Source organism: Thalassotalea euphylliae (genome assembly GCF_042682785.1).
GTDB classification, from domain to species: Bacteria; Pseudomonadota; Gammaproteobacteria; order Enterobacterales; family Alteromonadaceae; genus Thalassotalea_F; species Thalassotalea_F euphylliae.
Window position 1 is genome coordinate 616,285 of record NZ_JBHUIB010000012.1, and the last position, 18,685, is coordinate 634,969.

The following is an 18,685-nucleotide window of genomic DNA, read 5'->3' on the forward strand; positions in this document are numbered from 1 at the left end:
AGTGAATAAATTTTATCTATTGATCATCACGCCATTTTTTGTGCTTTTTACTCGTTTAAATGGGCTGACGCAAAGTTGTCTTTCACCCAGTTTGCAAATGTGGTGAGCTCAGGTGCCGATTCAATATTTTCATGCTGTAACAGGAAGTATTTGTCGTTAGTCACAAGCTCAGCATCAAATAATTTCACCAGTAATTGTTCACTAAACCACACTTTACTGATTGGCATTGGCACTAGTGCGATGCCCATTCCTTGCTGGGCAGCCCTGGCGACACCAAACATGCTGTCAAATTGGATGATTTGCTTTGGATCGAAATCGGCAATGTCGTTTCTATCAGCCCATTGGTGCCATGACCAAGGACGAGCCTGGTGCAAAATCAGGGGGACAGAACTCAATGCGTCATAGCCTTGTGCGGCCCACTTTTTATAAAGTTTCTTGTTACAGGCCGGTACATAACGAATAGGGAATAGTTCGTGAACCACGCTTCCATTGGGTTTACCGTTTGCAAGTACTATCGAGAGGTCTGTTAACGGAGCCGTTTGAGAACCCGATTTTACCGTTTCTAGCTGCAAGTTTATGTCTGGATTTAGCTCTGCCCATTCACTTAACTTAGGTACGAATAGCTCACTAGCAAAAAACTCAGGCAGGCTGATACGAATCGTTCGGTTTTGTTGGCTATTGGTGAAGTCTGCTATGGTTTGTTCTAAATCGGTGATTATAGGATGAACAGAATTATAAAACTGCTTCCCCGCGCTAGTGAGCTCGATAGCACGGGTTTGGCGTTTGAATAGCTGTGTGCCTAACTGATCTTCAAGTTGCTTAATCTGATGACTGACGGCAGATGGCGTTAAAAATAATTGAGAAGCCGCATGTTTGAAACTTAAGCATTTAGCGGCAATACAAAATGATCGCAAACCGCGTATAGGTGTTTGAATACTCATGAATTATATAAAGAATGCTGGAATCAATCCATGACAAAGCAAACCTTAGACCAAGAGGTTTTTTATAATAAAAACATGGGGATAAAAGCAGTTTGGTTATAAAGGTGAAGATTGATATGCGCCATTATGGAACGTTCGCACCAATTGTGTGCGCAACAGTGCATAAAAAAAGGGCGCTCAATGGCGCCCTGACAAATAAAGTAAGTGTCTAATTGGTTTAGAAATCGGGGGAGATTTCGAAAACAATTTTAGAATAGTAACTCTAACTAAAACTGACAAACGAGAAGAAATCATCTGACAGGTTAATTTAATTCACCTATCGCATGAAGCCGCAAGCTAACGCCTAATAATGATGCTTGGGTCTGTGTCTATTTCGCCTTGGCTGTTTACCGTTGCTACATGACCATCACTGGTCAACACTGCCAAGCTAGTGCTATCTGCACCACGCACAAAGGCAAAGTTATAGCCGTACTGGCTCAAGCTGTTTACAGAATACTTTTGCGATATGCTTAAACGAGAAAGTAGTAACTGCCTGTCTGGGGATGAATGCCTGCGTTCCTGTTGTGGTTGCTGCAATGGTGTCGCTGCCATGTCCACATCTCCTTCATTCGCCTGCCTTGCTAACAGTATAGTGGAGTATGGAAGATTCTTCCGCTAAGGCTAGTGTCAAGCTGCAACAAAGGGTTTCAAAGTATTAATCTATTACATTATCAACAATGTGTTGTATATTCGAAACAGGCGCTGAGAATCATTGTGGTCACAATGTGAACGGGCGCTCCATAATCTTTGCACATTTGATTGATATTCTAGCAGCGATGATTCTGTATGTTAGGTATTAATCATGTTGCTTAAACGCTTTACCACCTCGATAGCGCTTGTTTGTTTCACTTATTTTTCGCCTTTTGCATATGCAACCGACACTGACAACGACTCGGTATTAGATACTGTTGATGTCGACATTGACGGTGACGGGCTTATTGAAATTAGTACACTCGCTGAACTTTATAATATCCGAAATAACTTAGCTGGTACTGCCTACAATGATGGTGGTGGCGATGACAGTACAGGTTGTGGCAATGGCTCTACAGTGCTTGCTTGTAGTGGTTATGAATTAGTTAATGACCTTGATTTCGATACCAATGGTGACAATGCCTTTGATGGTTCAGATACGTACTACAATTCAGGCGAAGGTTGGGAGCCTATCGGATCGGAAGCGAGTGGATTCTCAGGCACGTTCAACGGTAACGGCTATAGCATTTTTAACCTTATTATTAATCGTCCTTCTACCAATAACGTTGGCTTGTTTGCCGCGTTAGACGGTGCCGAAATTCGCGAGCTCGACATTTCAGGCGAACTGCTGTCTATCACAGGTAATGCTAATGTAGGTATTGTCGCTGGTAATCACGCCTCGGAAGATGAAATAGCTTTTGTTAGCTTAACTATCAGCGGAACTGTTGCTGGTGTTCGTAAAGTAGGTGCACTGCAAGGTTTGACTGGTGATATGAGTGTTACCAATACGCACGTGTCTACTCAAGTTTCTGCGACTGCTGATTTTGTTGGTGGCTTTATCGGTGAAGCTGATGCTAGTAACGTCAGCCTTATTACCAGTAGTAGTTTTAGCGGTGCGGTTAGCGGCAACAGCTATGTTGGTGGCATGGTCGGTGAGTCAGATAATGTTAAGATCACTTACAGTTATGTCACGGGTTCAACCGTTGGCGCTGATGACTATGTAGGTGGTTTTTTAGGCGGTTCATACGACGGAGTGATAGAAAATTCGTTTGTTACCGGAACCGTAACGTCTTCAGCAAGCTATGCTGGAGGTTTGATCGGGTATGGTTCAGAAGCGACTATTTCCAATAGCTTTTCATCAGGAAATATCACAGCAAATGATCATGCAGCCGGTATCATCGCTTATGGTGAATACGGTTTATCCATCACCAATAGCTACGCAACAGGTATTATTTCTGCGACCACACTTTCTGACCCTGATGCTGGTGGTTTAGTGAGTGATGCTCCTTCTGGCGGAGATCCGTTCACTGTGAGCGGCAGTTATTGGGATACTGAATCTACAGGCCTATCATCAACTGCAGAGAATAAAGGTACAGGCTATACAACGTCTGAACTTCAAACACCTATCTCCAATACTGGCATATACGCATCTTGGTCAACGAATGATTGGGATTTCGGTACTGATGCTCAATACCCAGCACTAAAAAATAACGGCAATGTCTATCGTGATGCCGATAGTGACGGCTACTGGGCGTTTGAAGATGCCTTTGATGACGATCCAACAGAATATCTAGATTCAGATAGCGACAATGTTGGCGACAACAGCGATGTATTCCCTAATGATCCAACAGAATGGGCAGACAATGACAACGATGGCTTAGGCGACAATGCTGATACCGACGATGATAACGATCTAGTGTTAGATGGTGATGATAACTGTCAATATGTGAGCAATGCTGACCAAGCGTCGTCAGATAATGATGGTTTTGGTGATGCATGTGACGTTGACAATGATGGTGATGGGTTAATTGAAATCACCTCATTAGCTGAGCTAAACAATATTCGCAATAACCTAGCAGGCACGGCCTATAACGATGGCAACGGCGACGATAGCCAAGGTTGTGGCAATGGCTCTACGTTGTTGATATGTCATGGCTATGAACTAGCGAACGACTTAGATTTCGACACTAATGGCGACAATGCTATTGATGGGAGTGATGATTTCTACAATGCCGGGCTAGGTTGGGAACCCATCGGTTCAGATTCTGACGCATTTTCAGGGACGTTTAATGGTAACGGCTTTAGCATTATTGATTTGTTTATCAACCGATCATCAACCGATAATGTCGGCCTATTTGCAGCACTCGATGGTGCAGAGATTCGTGAAACCGTCTTTACAGGTGATTTGCTCTCGGTAACGGGTAAAAGCAGAGTGGGTATTGTGTCGGGAGACAAAGCGTCAAACGACCAAGTGAGCTACGATAGCTTAACCCTTAGTGGTGCGGTTTATGGCACGAACTATGTTGGTGGTCTAAGCGGCTACTCTACTGATATCAGCATCAACAATGTCCATGTTTCATCATCGGTAACAGCCAGTGGTAACTACATCGGTGGCCTGGTTGGCGGCGTAGATGCGTCAAACCTAAGTCCTATCACAAACAGCAGTTATACGGGAACGGTCAGTGGTGATGGCTATGTCGGTGGACTAGTTGGCGATTCCGAACTTGTCGAAGTCACTTATAGTTACGTTAACGGTTCTGTATCGGGCGCTGATGCATACATTGGTGGTATTTTCGGCGCGTCTGAAAGCGACGTTATTGAAAACTCTTTCGTGTCAGGCAGTGTCCTGAGCTCCGATACCTATGCTGGTGGTTTAGTCGGTTATAGTGCAACAATCAGTATTTCTGATAGTTTTTCATCCGGTTCTGTCACTGCCAGAGATTATGCGGCAGGAATCATCGCGTATAGCGAATATGGATTATCAATAACCAATAGCTTTGCGACCGGATTAATCTCTGTAACGACTGCGACAGGGCCAGATGAGGGTGGAATAACAGTTGATGTAGATCCTCTGCCTTATACTGAAAGCAACGTTTACTGGGATACAGAGTCAACAGGACAGTCTACGAGCGCGAATAACCAAGGTACGGGCTATACAACGTCAGAACTTCAAACACCAATCACTAATTCTGGTATTTACGCCGCTTGGTCAACAACGGACTGGGACTTTGGTACTGACTCGCAATATCCAGCAATAGTAAATAACGGCAACGTTTATCGTGATGCCGACAATGACGGCTACTGGGCGTTTGAAGATGCGCTTGATAACGACCCTACCGAACACCTCGATTCAGACAATGACAATGTTGGTGATAACAGTGATGTATTCCCTAATGACCCTGCAGAGTGGGCGGATTTTGACAATGATGGCATCGGCGATAATGCTGATACAGACGATGACAATGATGGTGTAGAAGATTCATCTGATGCTTACCCAAATGATGCTGGCCGAAGTGAAGTGTCTGGTACAGATACTGACAATGATGGTGTTGATGACAACTTAGATGTTGATGTTGATGGTGATGGCCTAATCGAAATCTCAACACTAGAAGCACTGAATAACATCCGTAACAACCTAACGGGTACTTCTTACAATGACGGGAGTTTTAACAGTGCAAATGGTTGTGGTGACAATAATTTAGTACTTGTATGCAGTGGCTACGAGCTAACTTCCAGCTTGAATTTTGATGAAAATGGTGATGGTGAAAACAATGACACATACACCACAGGTGAGGGTTGGACCCCAATTGGCGATTTCACAGTGCCATTTACTGCCACATTTGACGGTAATGACTTCATTATCTCGAATTTGTCTATCAATAACACATCGTTGACAGGGGATGATGACGGCCTTGGTTTGTTTGGACATGCGCAAAATGCCACAATCAACAACCTTCATATCAATGGCCAAGTCACCGCAAGTGGTTATTATGTTGCTGGCATAGTCGGCTACTTATACGGAAGTAACCCAAGTGTGATGACTAATGTGTCTTTCACAGGCTCCGTTAACAGTAATAAATCAGGCGCTTATGCGGGTGGTATCGCAGGTTTAATTGATGACGCAACGATTTCGCAATGTGTTGCTACTGTAGAAGTTACTGCGCTTGGCCAGTCAGGTGCTATGGCTGGACAACTTGCTAATGGTTCTGTTGAAAATTGTTTGGCTAATGGTTCTGTTGTAACGACTGGCACTGTAGGTGGTGGTTTTATTGGTTCGCTGTCGGGTTCAGATGTCCTCAACGTAGTTGCCCATGTTGATGCGGAAGCGAATAATGCGGCAGGTGGCTTAATTGGTAGTGTGACCTCTTCGTCTTCTACGATAACCAATAGCTTTTCAACGGGCTCAGCCAAACAGTCATTCAGCAATGGTGGCTTAGCAGGTTCTTCGCTTGGCATGGTGACCGATTCTTATTGGGATACTGAGGCGAGCGGCAACGCAACAAGTGGCTCAGGTACTGGCTATACAACGTCAGAATTACAAACGCCTACATCTAATTCTGGTATCTACGCAAACTGGAGTACAACCTATTGGGATTTCGGTACCTCATCTCAATACCCTGCACCCATTATCAATGGTATTACGTACCTTGATGCAGATAGCGACGGTGTGCCCGATAGTGTCGATGAGTTCCCTAACGACCCAACAGAGTGGGTTGACTCGGATAACGATACTGTTGGTGACAATGCAGATGCCTTCCCTAACGATCCAACTGAGTGGTCTGACTTAGATGGCGACAACATAGGTGATAACACAGACACGGATATTGACGGTGACGGTGTTGATAATGGTTCAGACTTGTACCCTTATGATGCATCAGGCTCTTCAGCTGAGCATGACGTAGATGTTGATGACGATGGCTTGATAGAAATTTCAACACTCGCTGAATTAAATGCTATGCGTGATGATCTGGCGGGAACAAGCTTAAGTGGAAACACAGCAGGTTGTGCAGGTTTGACAGATGGTACTGGTTGTATCGGTTATGAGCTAACGGGTGATTTGGATTTCGATACCGATGGTGACGGCAGTTTAGCTGATGAAGACTACTACAATAGTGGTGAGGGCTGGCAGCCGATTGGTACAGATGAACTTCCTTTTAGCGCTAATTTCGACGGTAACGGTTTTACGATAAGTAACTTGTATATCAACCGTCCAGATCAAGACTATCAAGCCCTACTTGGTTATGTTTCTACCATTAGCGTAACAAACATTAATGTCGACGGTAACCTAACGAGCATCACAGGTTTGAATAACTCTGCTGTGCTTGTGGCACGTAATACCAGCAGCGACTCTATTGTATTAAGTAATATCAATATTAGCGCAACGATTGTCGGTAATGACGATAGTGGCCTAGTTGCAGGCCGACTATATGACCTCGATGCCGATGGAGTGCATGCTACTGGTGATATCACTGCAATTTCAGTTACAGGTGATGCGGGCTCCGATGTAGGTGGTTTGTTTGGCCAGTTGTCTGGTGCATCAACGTTAGACTTTGTAAGTTTCCGAGGAGACATCCAAGGCACAAGCTCTGCTGGTGGCCTTATTGGTGATGCCGAAAGTGTTGAAGTTCATGACAGCTTTGCGATTGTTAACATTGTTTTAGAAGATGAAACTGGTATCGAAACCGACCTTGAAATAGCGGGCGGATTGATTGGTAAGTCAGAAGGTGTCAGTACACTTCGCCGCACGTTTGCTGCGGGTAGCATTAATGCACCGACTATCCTTGGTGGACTCGTCGGTTTAGTGGAAGGTACAACAACCCTTGTTGAAGAGTCATACTCGGACGTTAGCCTTAACGGTGATTCAATTTTAGGTGGTATTGTTGGCCAAATGGATGCAGACATGTCCTTTGACAATGTGTTTGCTTACGGCCTGATTTCAACCAATGATGGTTTAGATACTAATACTGGTGGCTTACTGGGTTATACCGACTCATCGACCTTGTTTGTGACTGATTCGTTTTGGGATAGTGACGCTACCGCGCAAGCGACAAGCTATAACAACATAGGTCTAGCCTATACGACCGCTGAATTGCAATGTCCACAATCCAATAGTGATAGCAGTTGCAGTGTTTCTCCATTCAATTTGACGTGGTCAGCAAGCGATTGGGACTTTGGTACGTCTAACCAATATCCTGCACTTATCCTGGGCGGAAACCTATACCGTGATTCAGACGAAGATGGCTACTTCGACTTTGAAGATGCTTTCCCTAATGATGCATCAGAAACCACTGATTCTGATAACGATGGCGTCGGCGACAATGCAGATGTCTTCCCGAATGATCCAAATGAATCTGCAGACTCTGATAACGATGGCGTTGGCGACCAGTCTGATGCCTTTCCAAACGATCCTGCGGAGTCTGCAGACTCTGACGTTGACGGTGTAGGCGACAATGCTGATGCCTTCCCGAATGATCCAAATGAATCAGTAGATACTGACAATGATGGCATCGGTAACAATGCTGATACTGACGATGATGGTGATGGCATTCCTGATGAGGAAGATGCCAACCCACTAACGCCAGATGATATTTTAGCGCCTACTATCGTAGCGCCAGAGAATGCTGAATTTGAAGCAACGGGAGAGTTCACATCGGTTACGTTGGTAGCGCCAGAAGTCTCTGACAATATTGATGTTGCACCGACAATCGTGTCTAGCTCAACGGAAGATTTACCAGTTGGTGAGCATTCGATTACCTGGACGGCGACCGATGCAGCCGGCAACCAATCATTCGCAACGCAGCTAGTCACAATAGTGGATACAACAGCACCCGTTTTTGACGAGCTCGACACGTTGACTATAAATGCTGAAGGGCGTTTGACCAACATTACGTCTTACGTTGATATTACAGCCAATGATTTGGTTGACGGAGCCATCAATGCAAGTATTGATAGTGAGAATCGTCTTGAATCTGGGAGTCACCAAGTTCAACTATCGGCGCAGGATCAACGCGGTAACATCGCCAATGCTTCGTTGAATGTAGAAATTCTACCAGAAGTAACGACGGTGGGGCGCCGCGGGGTAAGTGCAGGCTTAGCCCTTGATTTGCCAGTTCAGTTGAGCGGTCAGGCACCTAGCTACCCTGTCATTGTTGGTTTCGAGTTGCGACAAAACAATAACGTTGTTGATAGCGGCAATGCAGAAATTATCACATCGACAAGTGGTGCAATTTCCTTACAAATCCCAGATGAGGTGCAAGCCACAGATGATCTAACGTTGTCTCTAATGAGTGCCTCTAATGCCTTTATTGGTCAAGAAAGCACCGCGCAATTAAACGTTGTTGTAGAGAACAGAGCGCCGCGTCTGAGATTAAGCCTCAGCCAGAATAATCAAAATGTGAGTGTTATCGATGTTAACGGTGGCGTGGCAACTATCACCGCTACCGTTAACGATGTAAACAGTACTGATACGCACACTGTTGATTGGGTTGCTGAGAGTGATGCACTTGCCAACGGCACAGATACATTTGTTTATCAATTTGACCCAAGTTTACTGGCTATCGGGACTTATGTGTTGCAGGTGAGCGCAACTGAAAGCAATACCGAAGCGCAATTGTCTGTCACGCGAACGTTGCAATTTATCGTTGAACAGTTGGCAGAACTAAGCAGTGATAATGATTCTGACCAAGATGGTATTAGTGATGCAGAAGAAGGCTATGGTGATTCTGATGGCGATGGAATTGCGGATTATCTAGATAGTGACGATTCAGACAATACGCTACCGGGTGCAGAGAATGCAGAGCCTATGCAAGTTAACGTAGGTAGCGAGTTATCTGTGGGGTCGTATGTATCTGCACTGTATGGTTCAGATACTGCCTTTGCCAGCTTCCCAGTAGAGCTGTTATCAGAATTGCTTAGTGAAGGTGATGCAGATGCAGTTGACGTTAACTACGTGGCACAAACGCCGTTGTACAACTTTGTTATCAACGGCGGTATTGAGGCTGGTGAATCGGTTGGTGTAGTTATTCCGATGTCAGAAGGCTTCTACTTGCCTGCATCAGCGGTGTATCGCAAATACACAGCGCGTGATGGCTGGTTTAACTTTGTAGTAGATGCCAATAACAGTGTCAGTTCTGCGTTGTCTGACGATAACGGCAACTGCCCGGCAATTGGCGACGCTTCATACAGAGTAGGCCTTAATGAAGGTGACAACTGTATTCAGTTGATTATCGAAGATGGTGGTCCGAATGATGCTGACTATATCGTTAATGCGTCAGTAGAAGATCCAGGTCTCGTGGTTGTACAAAGTGGAACAACTGCACCTGTTATTGAAGTCGTTGACTACTTAGAAGTTGATGAGCGCACTGAAGTCACGATAGATGCATCCGCTAGTCGTGATCTTGAAGGAAGAAGCTTGACGTTTTCTTGGACACAAACAGCAGGAGAACCGGTTGTTATTGATGACAATGAAAGTGCTGAGTTGACATTTACTGCACCTGAAGTCGCTAGTGACCAAACCGTTACATTTGTTTTGACCTTGTCCAATGGTGAGTTAACAAGTACTACAGAAATCGATGTCTTGGTAAAACAAGTCAATCAGGCACCGCAGGTTTCTGTTACGTCTGACAGTGCGACTGCGATTGAAGGAACCACCGTGACCTTGACTGCTGAGAGTGCTGATGCAGACGGCGACTCGTTAAGCTATGTTTGGACACAAACAAGTGGTGCTAGCGCTGCATTCAACGCGGAGAATAGCGCTGAATTGGTGGTGACATTGCCACAAGTTGATGCGAATACAACACTTGAGTTTACTGTTACGGTAAGTGATGGTGTGCTTTCATCAACAGCATCTATTAGCGTTATGGTTACTAACCAGTCAGATACTCCATCAGATGAGTCTGAAACAGCTAGCAGTAGCGGTGGTGGTTCTATGGCATGGTTGTTATTGATTTTGTTTGTTATGCGTTGCCTACAACTGCGGAAAAAGCAACAAACTGGAGACTAAAATAACAGACAGCATTGTCGAATAGTAAAAGGCCAGCATCAATGCTGGCCTTTTGTTTATAGCGTTCATGACGCAGAAGCACAAACTTTATTGATAGCAAAAACAACCAGTAACCATATCAGGACGGTTTTGTTATTGAACCAATTGCTTGCTGGTTATAAAATAGCCAAGCGTTCAAGGAATGGTATTGCAGTAAGGATTTACAAGGAAAAAGCAGTATCTTGGGCCCATTCTTTTTGACCCCAAAACCAAAAGCAGTTGAGGAAGGAACCGATTATCTGTTTTGCGTGTACGGGTGTAAGTTGTCGACACAAGGTGTTGTAGTTAGTTTCTCTTTTCTTATCCAATAATAGCCCCGCTATTGTTGAGCTTTTGGCTTTTCGGTCCGCATTAATTCTCGTTTGCTAACTTTTGTTAAAGATAATGGAATAAGCGTATGGAAACCTTAAGTGTAAATGGCATGCTAGTGCCTTTGGCTGATTTTTCTGTTCAAGCAGATGACATCACCAATGAATATCAAGGCCACTTTATTAAAGTGACCTACAGTGTAGAAATGAGCGGTCATGCCGTATTTAGCAAAGATCGCGTTGATATAGAACCAAACGGTAAATTTCGTTTTTTTATTCCACCCGCTAATCTCGTCATTGATGAGGCGGTAAATTTAGAAATTTACGCGCCTAGTGGTGAGTTGCTGTCTAAACAGTACTGCAGTCATGGCAGCCTCAAAGCTGCCAGTTCAGGCAGAACCCAAACGGACAATTCAAAAGCCTTAGAAATTCAGCTCAACCCTAAACAAGTCATCTTTGGCGAAATTGCGCAAGTAACTGACCAAATAAGAAAGATCAAAGGGCGTGTTGTTGACTTATCCGGCGAGCATAAAAATGCTGGCTTACAAATTATCATCTATACCCATCAGGGCAATGACACTGAATTTAGCAGTGATACGTTCAAAGCGGTGATGACAGCGAAAACGGATAAGGATGGCTATTTTTATGGTAGAGCGCCAAATGCCACGATAACTCAAGCAGTTGGTCTAGTAGCAGGCCTGGACAACACACCAATTGCGATACCGTTAGATGAAAATAAGCTACCTGCTAACGTTATTTTAGCGACAGATTTATCGTCGCTGAGTGACGACCTATCCTGTGGCTGTGAACAAGGCACTGAAAGCTTGCCCGATGGCGCTGATCTCGTCAATTCATCCGCGTTTTCTCAAGATGTCGGCGGCACATGTGTCGATTTTACAGTGCCAAACAGAACGCTAGAAGAATTCAGTTTTTATCAGACGGTGCGAACGACTGAACCTGAAATAAGAGGGTTAACCATAAGAGCTGATGAAACGCAAAAGATAAGAAAAAAGTTGGTCGCTACATCAGATTTAGCGTTCGGCGTTTTGGCGAAGCTCAAATCATCGTTAGGTTCTATGTCGCTGCTTAACTTTTCTGTGGATGAGGGCCAACCAATTTCTGATGAGAGTAATACCAAGCTAAAAGCATTTAGGGTAAACGCTGACCGAAACTCAGAAAACGACAATGCAACGGGACACGACACTAATATGGCTCAACCAATGCAACCAATAGTGGCGAGTAGAATGAATTATGTGTTCAAGCTAGATATTGGGCAAGATCAGCCATTTGCATTGAATTCACTGGAGATCACCAGTCCTGGTATGCGTTTTAATTACAGCGATATTATTCAACTCATTCTTGCACAAAATAAACGTAAACAAAGACTTAAAGAGCTTCATCAAAAGCTGGCGGCTGCATATTGTGGTAAAAATGGGGTACAAGAAGAGAAGTCATTCTGTGAACAATTAGCTGAACAAGCTGGATTGGATAAAGAGGAACTCAGCAGCATTCTTGGCCATATCAAAAAAAATATCACGTTTGTCGATTTAGACGGAGAAGCACCAAAGTTAGCGCGTGCCGTAATATTCGACATTGAAAAGCTGATTAATGGTCAGCAAGTTGATGCCAAGCAGATAAAAGCAACGGCCACACAGCTAGAAAAGCTTATTCATGCGGTCGATAGCTTGCGACCTGATTCCCAAGGTCAAGAGATGCTTCTCGGGAATCTGCGTCGAGTAGCCATTGAACTGGCCAACAATTTAAGTCACCAAGCTCTTGGCTTCGAGCCATGTCCTATCGCGCCTGTGCGTGAAACCATGGGTATCATGTGCTTAATGCAAAAATACGAGCAGATTAAAAATTTGCTCTCAAATACACGCATACTCTCGTTGCAAGAAATTATCGAAATTCGTGATTACTATCAGATATTTCTCGACAGTATCACAGCATTTATCAGACTGCTTGATGAGTACTATAACTTCTATAACAGCGGTATTAACTTCAATATGGAAGTGTTAGATCGCTATTTCTATGACAACTATGAAGAAATTAAATCGACGCTTATTCAACTGCAACGGGAAATTGCTCGCAGCAGGCGTTACGTTGAAGTACTAGAGCAAGCCTATATTCGCAACCATCCAGGCCGTAGAGAGCTTAGCGTGGAAACCAGTATTGATTGGGATGAAACGCCAACGGTGTATGAGAACACCACTATTGCTCACGGTCATATTTTGCATTTTAAACAACAATGGAAAGCGGATGGTTACTCGCTTGGTGATCTATTGTACAGCTTGCCATTAGCACCTTGCCAAGAAAAGAAAATCTCTATTCTAGATTGGGATAGACAAGAGCAAGCCAGACGTGATGAAGCACAGCTTGTGACCGAAGACTTGACCGCTGATATATCGAGAGAGCGTGATATCTCTGAAATAATGAGCGCGAATTTGAATGAGAATATGCAGGCAAAATCAACCAATAAAACCAGTTCAACGTCAGCTGGCATTGGTGGCGGGTTGGGCGGTTTTATCAAGCCTATCGTGTTTGGTATTGCCGGTGGCGTCGCGCATTCTGGTGCTTCTTCAACCACCACAGCATCTCAGTCATCGTCACGAAACTTAGCATCAAGCGCAATGAGCCGCTTACAAGACAGTACGTCGCAATCTGCTTCCAGTGTTCGTAGTCAACGCAATACTGTGGTGCAAACGGTGACTCAAAACGAAACAGTAACGGCTCAAACGGAAGTCGTCAAAAACAATAACCATTGTCATGCGATGACCGTTGAATACTTTGAGGTATTGAAGCATTACGCGGTTGAACAAAATTTGGTGGATGTACAGGAATGTTTGTTTGTACCAATGCCGATGAGTCATTTCGATCACGACAAGGTGATGCGTTGGCGACACACGCTTGAACGGACTATTTACGGACGCACTCTGAGGCGTGGTTTTGGTGCAATTGAGCGCATCGAAACCAACTATGTCAATGCGGATATGCCAACAGGCAGCTATGCCGATGATCCAATCATGGCGTTTGATGGCTATCTTACCATGTCGTTCGAATTGTCAAGGCCGTTCAATCCTGTGATTGATTCGGCCATGAAAATGGAAAGGTATGACTTAAGTGTGGACTTCCCTTGGTTTGGCGGCGAATGGACAATTTCTACAGAAATCCCCGTACCGCTGAGCGATGAAGAGAAAGATGCGTTGTTTGAAGAAAAATTCGCACCAGATATCGTACGTCGTTTTGTTGATACACTTGCGGTATATGCCGTCAACGAACATGGTACCCAAGAAGAGCTAGACTTAGATCTGACGCTGTTGTCTACCTACCGACGGGGCGCGCCGTTGAGGATTGGTATTGCAAGTGGCTCAATTCAAACCATTACTCGTAGACGTATTCAGCATTTGGTCGTGCGAGCAAAGACAGAGGTCAAATCGTCCTCAAAGATCATTCTGCGAAGTATGAATCTGGGTTACCGCACGCAATATATTCGCAATTATGTTGTTCGTAATAGCCGTATTAACAATGACATAATCTTCAATGGGGGCTTGCTTAGCGTATTTTTCCCACCAGAAATTGCAGAGTTGTTAGGCGCAACGTCAGACGCTGCTCAGCTTTACACCCCCATGAATCAAAGAGAGTTGGCAAATCCCCGCAAAGAGGACCAAGAAGCGGCATCTGCGCTAGTACAGTTTCTAAATGAGCATATGGAACTTAGCCATAAAATTATCTGGAGTAGCATCGATGCGAGTCGCTTGTTTAGTTTGCTTGATGGTTATATTGCGCCAAACAGTAATGGTAGAAGCGTCGCTAGTGTCGTCGAAAACAAAGTGATGGGTGTTGTTGGCAATAACCTGGTGCTTAAGGTGATACCAGGCGAGCGGTTGGATCCTGTCTTTAGAAGTGTTGAAGATTTGTTAACCTATTATCAACCCACCACTCGTCCAGATCCTTATCGAATCAGCGTACCGACAAAAGGTGTATATGCGGAGTCGGTGATGGGCAAATGTAATAGTTGTGAACCTATCGATGAAAGTCGTCACTGGCGTTTTGAAGATGTGCCATGCTGTGGAGAAGCGCCAAGCATTGATGCTATCTCTATGAATAGCCGACGACAAGAGCCTGGTAGCCTCCAAGTAAAAGACCTGCCAGCCAATATTGTTAACGTGCAATCGGCACCTGCGGCACCTGATCCTACAGGTCTTGCTGAAGCATATAAATTGTTAGGGCAGGGGGATGCATTTAGAGACATTACGGGCGTCGCAGGCACACAGAAAAATGCTATCGATGCCCTCAATACCACGTCTAAACAAGTCACTGATTTAGCATCAATTTCAAAAGACTTTGCAAACCTTGCATTAATGGGTAACCAAAAACGTGATGGTGCTAAGCAAATCGAACAGATCAAAAAACTCAATAAAGACGGCTACTTAACGGATAAGGAGGCGAGCGAGCAAATCAAAGAAGTGTTGTCATCATACAATGATGCTTCTAAAAATATTACGAAGGCTAAAGACGGAGACAAAGGATCTGTTGCTAAACAAATTGCTGAAAAGGTGGTGAAAACGGGCTTAAGTTCACCTGACCAAGAAGTAGAGTACACCAAGTCGACACCAGAGGGTGAAACAGAGTCAATCAAGGTCTCTAAACCTGATGCTAGCGCGCATGACTCAGCCAAGCCTATCATTATCTTGAGAGGTGATAGCGCAGAGCCAGAAACACGTGCATTCAAGCCATTTGCTAATGATAAGTCTTTAGCTGTGCATATGTCTGCAGATTACAAAAATGCGCCCAATAAGTCTCGCTTACGTTGGTCAAGCGCAACGCCAGGCGCGTTGAGTATTGACAACCCCACCGCAAAAAACACCACAGTTCGAGGCGTTATACCAGGTTTACATGGCTTGGATCTTGAGCTATTTGACCCAGCAGGTAATGTCATTGCGAGTACAAAAATTATGATGTCAGTGCCACAGTGCGTAACGATAAACGAAGAGGAAGCTGAATTTGACGATGCGCTAACCACTATGCAAATGACAGGGCAAAAAACGGCAATTGTCAGGGAGATGAAAGCAACAGCAGGTCATTTACTGGCTAACGCAAATGTTCGTCTTATCTGGCAGTTAAATGGCGAAACTGATGCGGTACCTGCACATGTGCCTGCCAATATGGTTGTCAGTGCAGTTGTTAGAAATAGCCATCCAACCTTATTAGGTGTCACTACAGGATCTGTATCAGGTGATCGCTTTAATGAGTCAATTGAACTCTACCCAGCATCTTACCTTGAACCAAGTAATTTGGATGTAGATACGGAAACTCAAGCACTTACTGATCGCATTAGCAATGACGTGGGGGCAGACTCTGCCTTGGTTGATTTAGGCGCAATCATTTTTGGTCGGTTGATCGGGGAAACGTTGAGCCATGAAGTAGGGCATGCTTTGTTGTGGGACGATATTCCTGGCGATCGACACAATAACCCTGTCATTGCTGACGATATTATGAACGCTGGACATACGAGAAGTTTTACCAATCGAACGGGTTTTGAAAATACGCAGTTACGAAGCCCAATACAAGTAAGTGACTTTACTGATCACGGACTAACACGCATTAATAGCTTTCAAGCGAATAACTTGCAACTGTTAGACGACCAATGGCCTGTTCCCCCTGCTTTTAATTAGCCTTAGGTGAATTAGACCTAATAAAAAAGCCTCTGAAAAGAGGCTTTTTTATTACTACCTATACTGTTAAATCTAGCTTGGTTTACCTTTTTGATTCGACAGATGTTACGGATGTAGTTTAAAGGTTTCCCATCCTTGCTCTGTCTTGTCAAAGCAAAGCCTGTCATGTAGTCGACTGGCTCTTCCTTGCCAAAACTCTATGTAATGTGGTTTTACACGCCAGCCTCCCCAAAACTCTGGGTGCGGTACGTCTTTGCCTGAAAACTCTTGTTCGAATTGAGCGACGCGTTCTTTCAGTTCGTCAGGATGAGCTAACTTTTCACTTTGTTTTGATGCCCATGCTCCCACTTTACTGCCTCTGTCTCGGCTATTAAAATAACCTGAAGACTGCTCCAAGGTGGTTTTTTCCACGGTACCTTCAATGCGAATTTGACGTTGGAGTACGTTCCAGTGGAACAATAATGCGACTTTTTGATTCTCTTCTAACTCTTGGCTTTTTCTGCTGCCGTAATTGGTATAAAAAACAAAGCCGTCATTATCAAACGATTTCATTAATACCATGCGTGAGCTTGGCTGACCGTCGCTACTGCAGGTACTCACTGACACTGCTTCGGGTAACAAAATGCCTGATTTGTTGGCATCTTCAAACCAAGAAGCAAATAAGGTGAATGGGTCAGTAGCATCATCAAACTCAGGAAGAGGCAACGCAACGCCTTGACCAAAAGTGAACAAACAGCGAATTTTTTCTAAGAAAGTCATATTGATAGTAAAGAGTGAAGTATTGTTATAGTTTAGCAACGAGTAAAGGTTGCTAGCCAGTAGCAATTACTACTGGCTTAACACTAAATTAGTTCATTTTGATATAATCGATAGTTAAGTTGGCCAGTAACTCAACACCTAACTTCATGCCACTTTCATCAATTTTGAACTCTGGTGTATGGTGACCAGGAGCTTCACTTGCCGCCATGTCCTTACTTTTACCGCCAACAAATAGGTACAGTCCTGGCACTTCTTCTTGGAAGAACGAGAAGTCTTCAGCGCCGGTAACCGCTTTTGTCTGAACAGCATTTCCTTCCCCTGCTGTTGCTACCAGTGTCGGCAGCATTTTATCCATCAACGCTGGATCGTTGTATGTGATAGGGTAGCTATAATCAAGTGGCAGTGTCACTTCAGCTGATGTGTTCATACTTGACGCAATATGGGTTGCTTTGCGGTGAACAGCTTCATGAATATGTTTACGTATGTCTGGATTTAACGTGCGAATAGTACCGACAAACTCCACTTCGTTAGGAATAATGTTTGAGCGATTACCACCATTTATCATACCAACAGTTACCACAGCCGCACTGTCTACTAATTTCACCTCTCGGCTAACAATCGTTTGTAGACCCATAATAATTTGTGCTGATGAAACGATAGGGTCGGCGCTTAACCAAGGATACGCGCCGTGAGATTGCTTACCTTTGACGACTATTCGATAGGGGTCAACGGCTGCCATTATGCCTTCTGATTTGTACTCAACGGTGCCGACGTCTTGATCGGAGCTAATATGCAGACCAAAAATAACATCTACATCAGGGTTTTTCAGTACGCCTTCTTTCACCATCACTTCTGCGCCACCAACTTCACCACGCGGCGCACCTTCTTCAGCTGGCTGGAAAATAAACTTCACTTTGCCGGTTAGCTTATCTTTCATTGAGGTTAAAATTTTTGCAGCGCCCATTAACATCGCCATGTGAGTATCGTGACCACATGCGTGCATAACCCCAACGTCCATACCTTCATGAACAGCTTTTACTTTTGATTCAAATGGAAGGCCCGTCGCTTCTGTCACGGGGAGACCATCCATATCAGCGCGAAGCGCAACGACAGGCCCCGGCTTGCCAGAATCCAATACGGCAACAACGCCTGTTTTGGCGACTCCAGTTTGCACATCTAAGCCTAAGTCATTTAAGTATTTAGCAATGTATTTTGCGGTCTCAAACTCTCTGTTTGAAAGCTCTGGATTTTGGTGAAAATGGCGGCGCCACTCAATCACTTTAGGTTCTACTTGTGTTGCTTTATCGGCAACCTCTGATTTTAAATCAGCAGCGATAGAAGCCGATGAACAGGCAAATGAAATAGATAAAGCTAGGAAAAGTTTCTTCATGGTAGTGTTATTTTTGTTATTCAACAATAACTCTACCTTACTGGAATATGTGGTGGTTTTCT

The 18,685-nt window shown here is 44.3% G+C and carries 6 protein-coding genes; 2 read left to right on the top strand and 4 right to left on the bottom strand.

What is annotated here, in order from left to right; genetic code table 11:
- Positions 1-47 precede the first annotated feature (47 nt).
- Both ACFSJY_RS17150 and ACFSJY_RS17155 read right to left on the bottom strand, forming a co-directional pair.
- Positions 48-935 (bottom strand): LysR family transcriptional regulator, encoded by an 888-nt coding sequence (locus ACFSJY_RS17150; protein ID WP_386038442.1) that lies wholly within the window; start codon positions 933-935, stop codon positions 48-50.
- 342 nt (positions 936-1,277) lie between these two features.
- Entirely contained in the window at positions 1,278-1,532 is a 255-nt protein-coding gene (locus ACFSJY_RS17155) for a hypothetical protein (RefSeq protein WP_386037141.1), read from the bottom strand.
- Positions 1,533-1,782: 250 nt separating this feature from the next.
- On the opposite strand from ACFSJY_RS17155, the gene ACFSJY_RS17160 reads away from it, so the two are divergent.
- Positions 1,783-10,452, top strand: a complete 8,670-nt coding sequence (locus ACFSJY_RS17160) for a GLUG motif-containing protein (protein ID WP_386037144.1) — start codon at positions 1,783-1,785, stop codon at positions 10,450-10,452.
- A 436-nt stretch (positions 10,453-10,888) separates the two neighbouring features.
- Positions 10,889-16,474, top strand: coding sequence for a hypothetical protein (locus ACFSJY_RS17165; RefSeq protein ID WP_386037147.1), 5,586 nt, complete (start codon positions 10,889-10,891; stop codon positions 16,472-16,474).
- 105 nt (positions 16,475-16,579) lie between these two features.
- Here ACFSJY_RS17165 and pdxH read toward each other — a convergent pair whose 3' ends face one another.
- Together pdxH and ACFSJY_RS17175 are read right to left on the bottom strand one after the other, a co-directional pair.
- Positions 16,580-17,233 (bottom strand): pyridoxamine 5'-phosphate oxidase, encoded by a 654-nt coding sequence (gene pdxH / locus ACFSJY_RS17170; RefSeq protein ID WP_386037150.1) that lies wholly within the window; start codon positions 17,231-17,233, stop codon positions 16,580-16,582.
- An 88-nt stretch (positions 17,234-17,321) separates the two neighbouring features.
- A complete protein-coding gene (locus ACFSJY_RS17175) occupies positions 17,322-18,623 on the bottom strand; it encodes an amidohydrolase (RefSeq protein ID WP_386037153.1) in 1,302 nt (433 codons plus the stop codon).
- Positions 18,624-18,685 lie beyond the last annotated feature (62 nt).

Bases quoted from the DNA above. Each gene is read 5' to 3' on its own strand.
- ACFSJY_RS17155 (WP_386037141.1), bottom strand. From the start codon at position 1,532: ATGGCAGCGACACCATTGCAGCAACCACAACAGGAACGCAGGCATTCA.
- ACFSJY_RS17160 (WP_386037144.1), top strand. From the start codon at position 1,783: ATGTTGCTTAAACGCTTTACCACCTCGATAGCGCTTGTTTGTTTCACT.
- ACFSJY_RS17165 (WP_386037147.1), top strand. From the start codon at position 10,889: ATGGAAACCTTAAGTGTAAATGGCATGCTAGTGCCTTTGGCTGATTTT.
- pdxH (WP_386037150.1), bottom strand. From the start codon at position 17,233: ATGACTTTCTTAGAAAAAATTCGCTGTTTGTTCACTTTTGGTCAAGGC.
- ACFSJY_RS17175 (WP_386037153.1), bottom strand. From the start codon at position 18,623: ATGAAGAAACTTTTCCTAGCTTTATCTATTTCATTTGCCTGTTCATCG.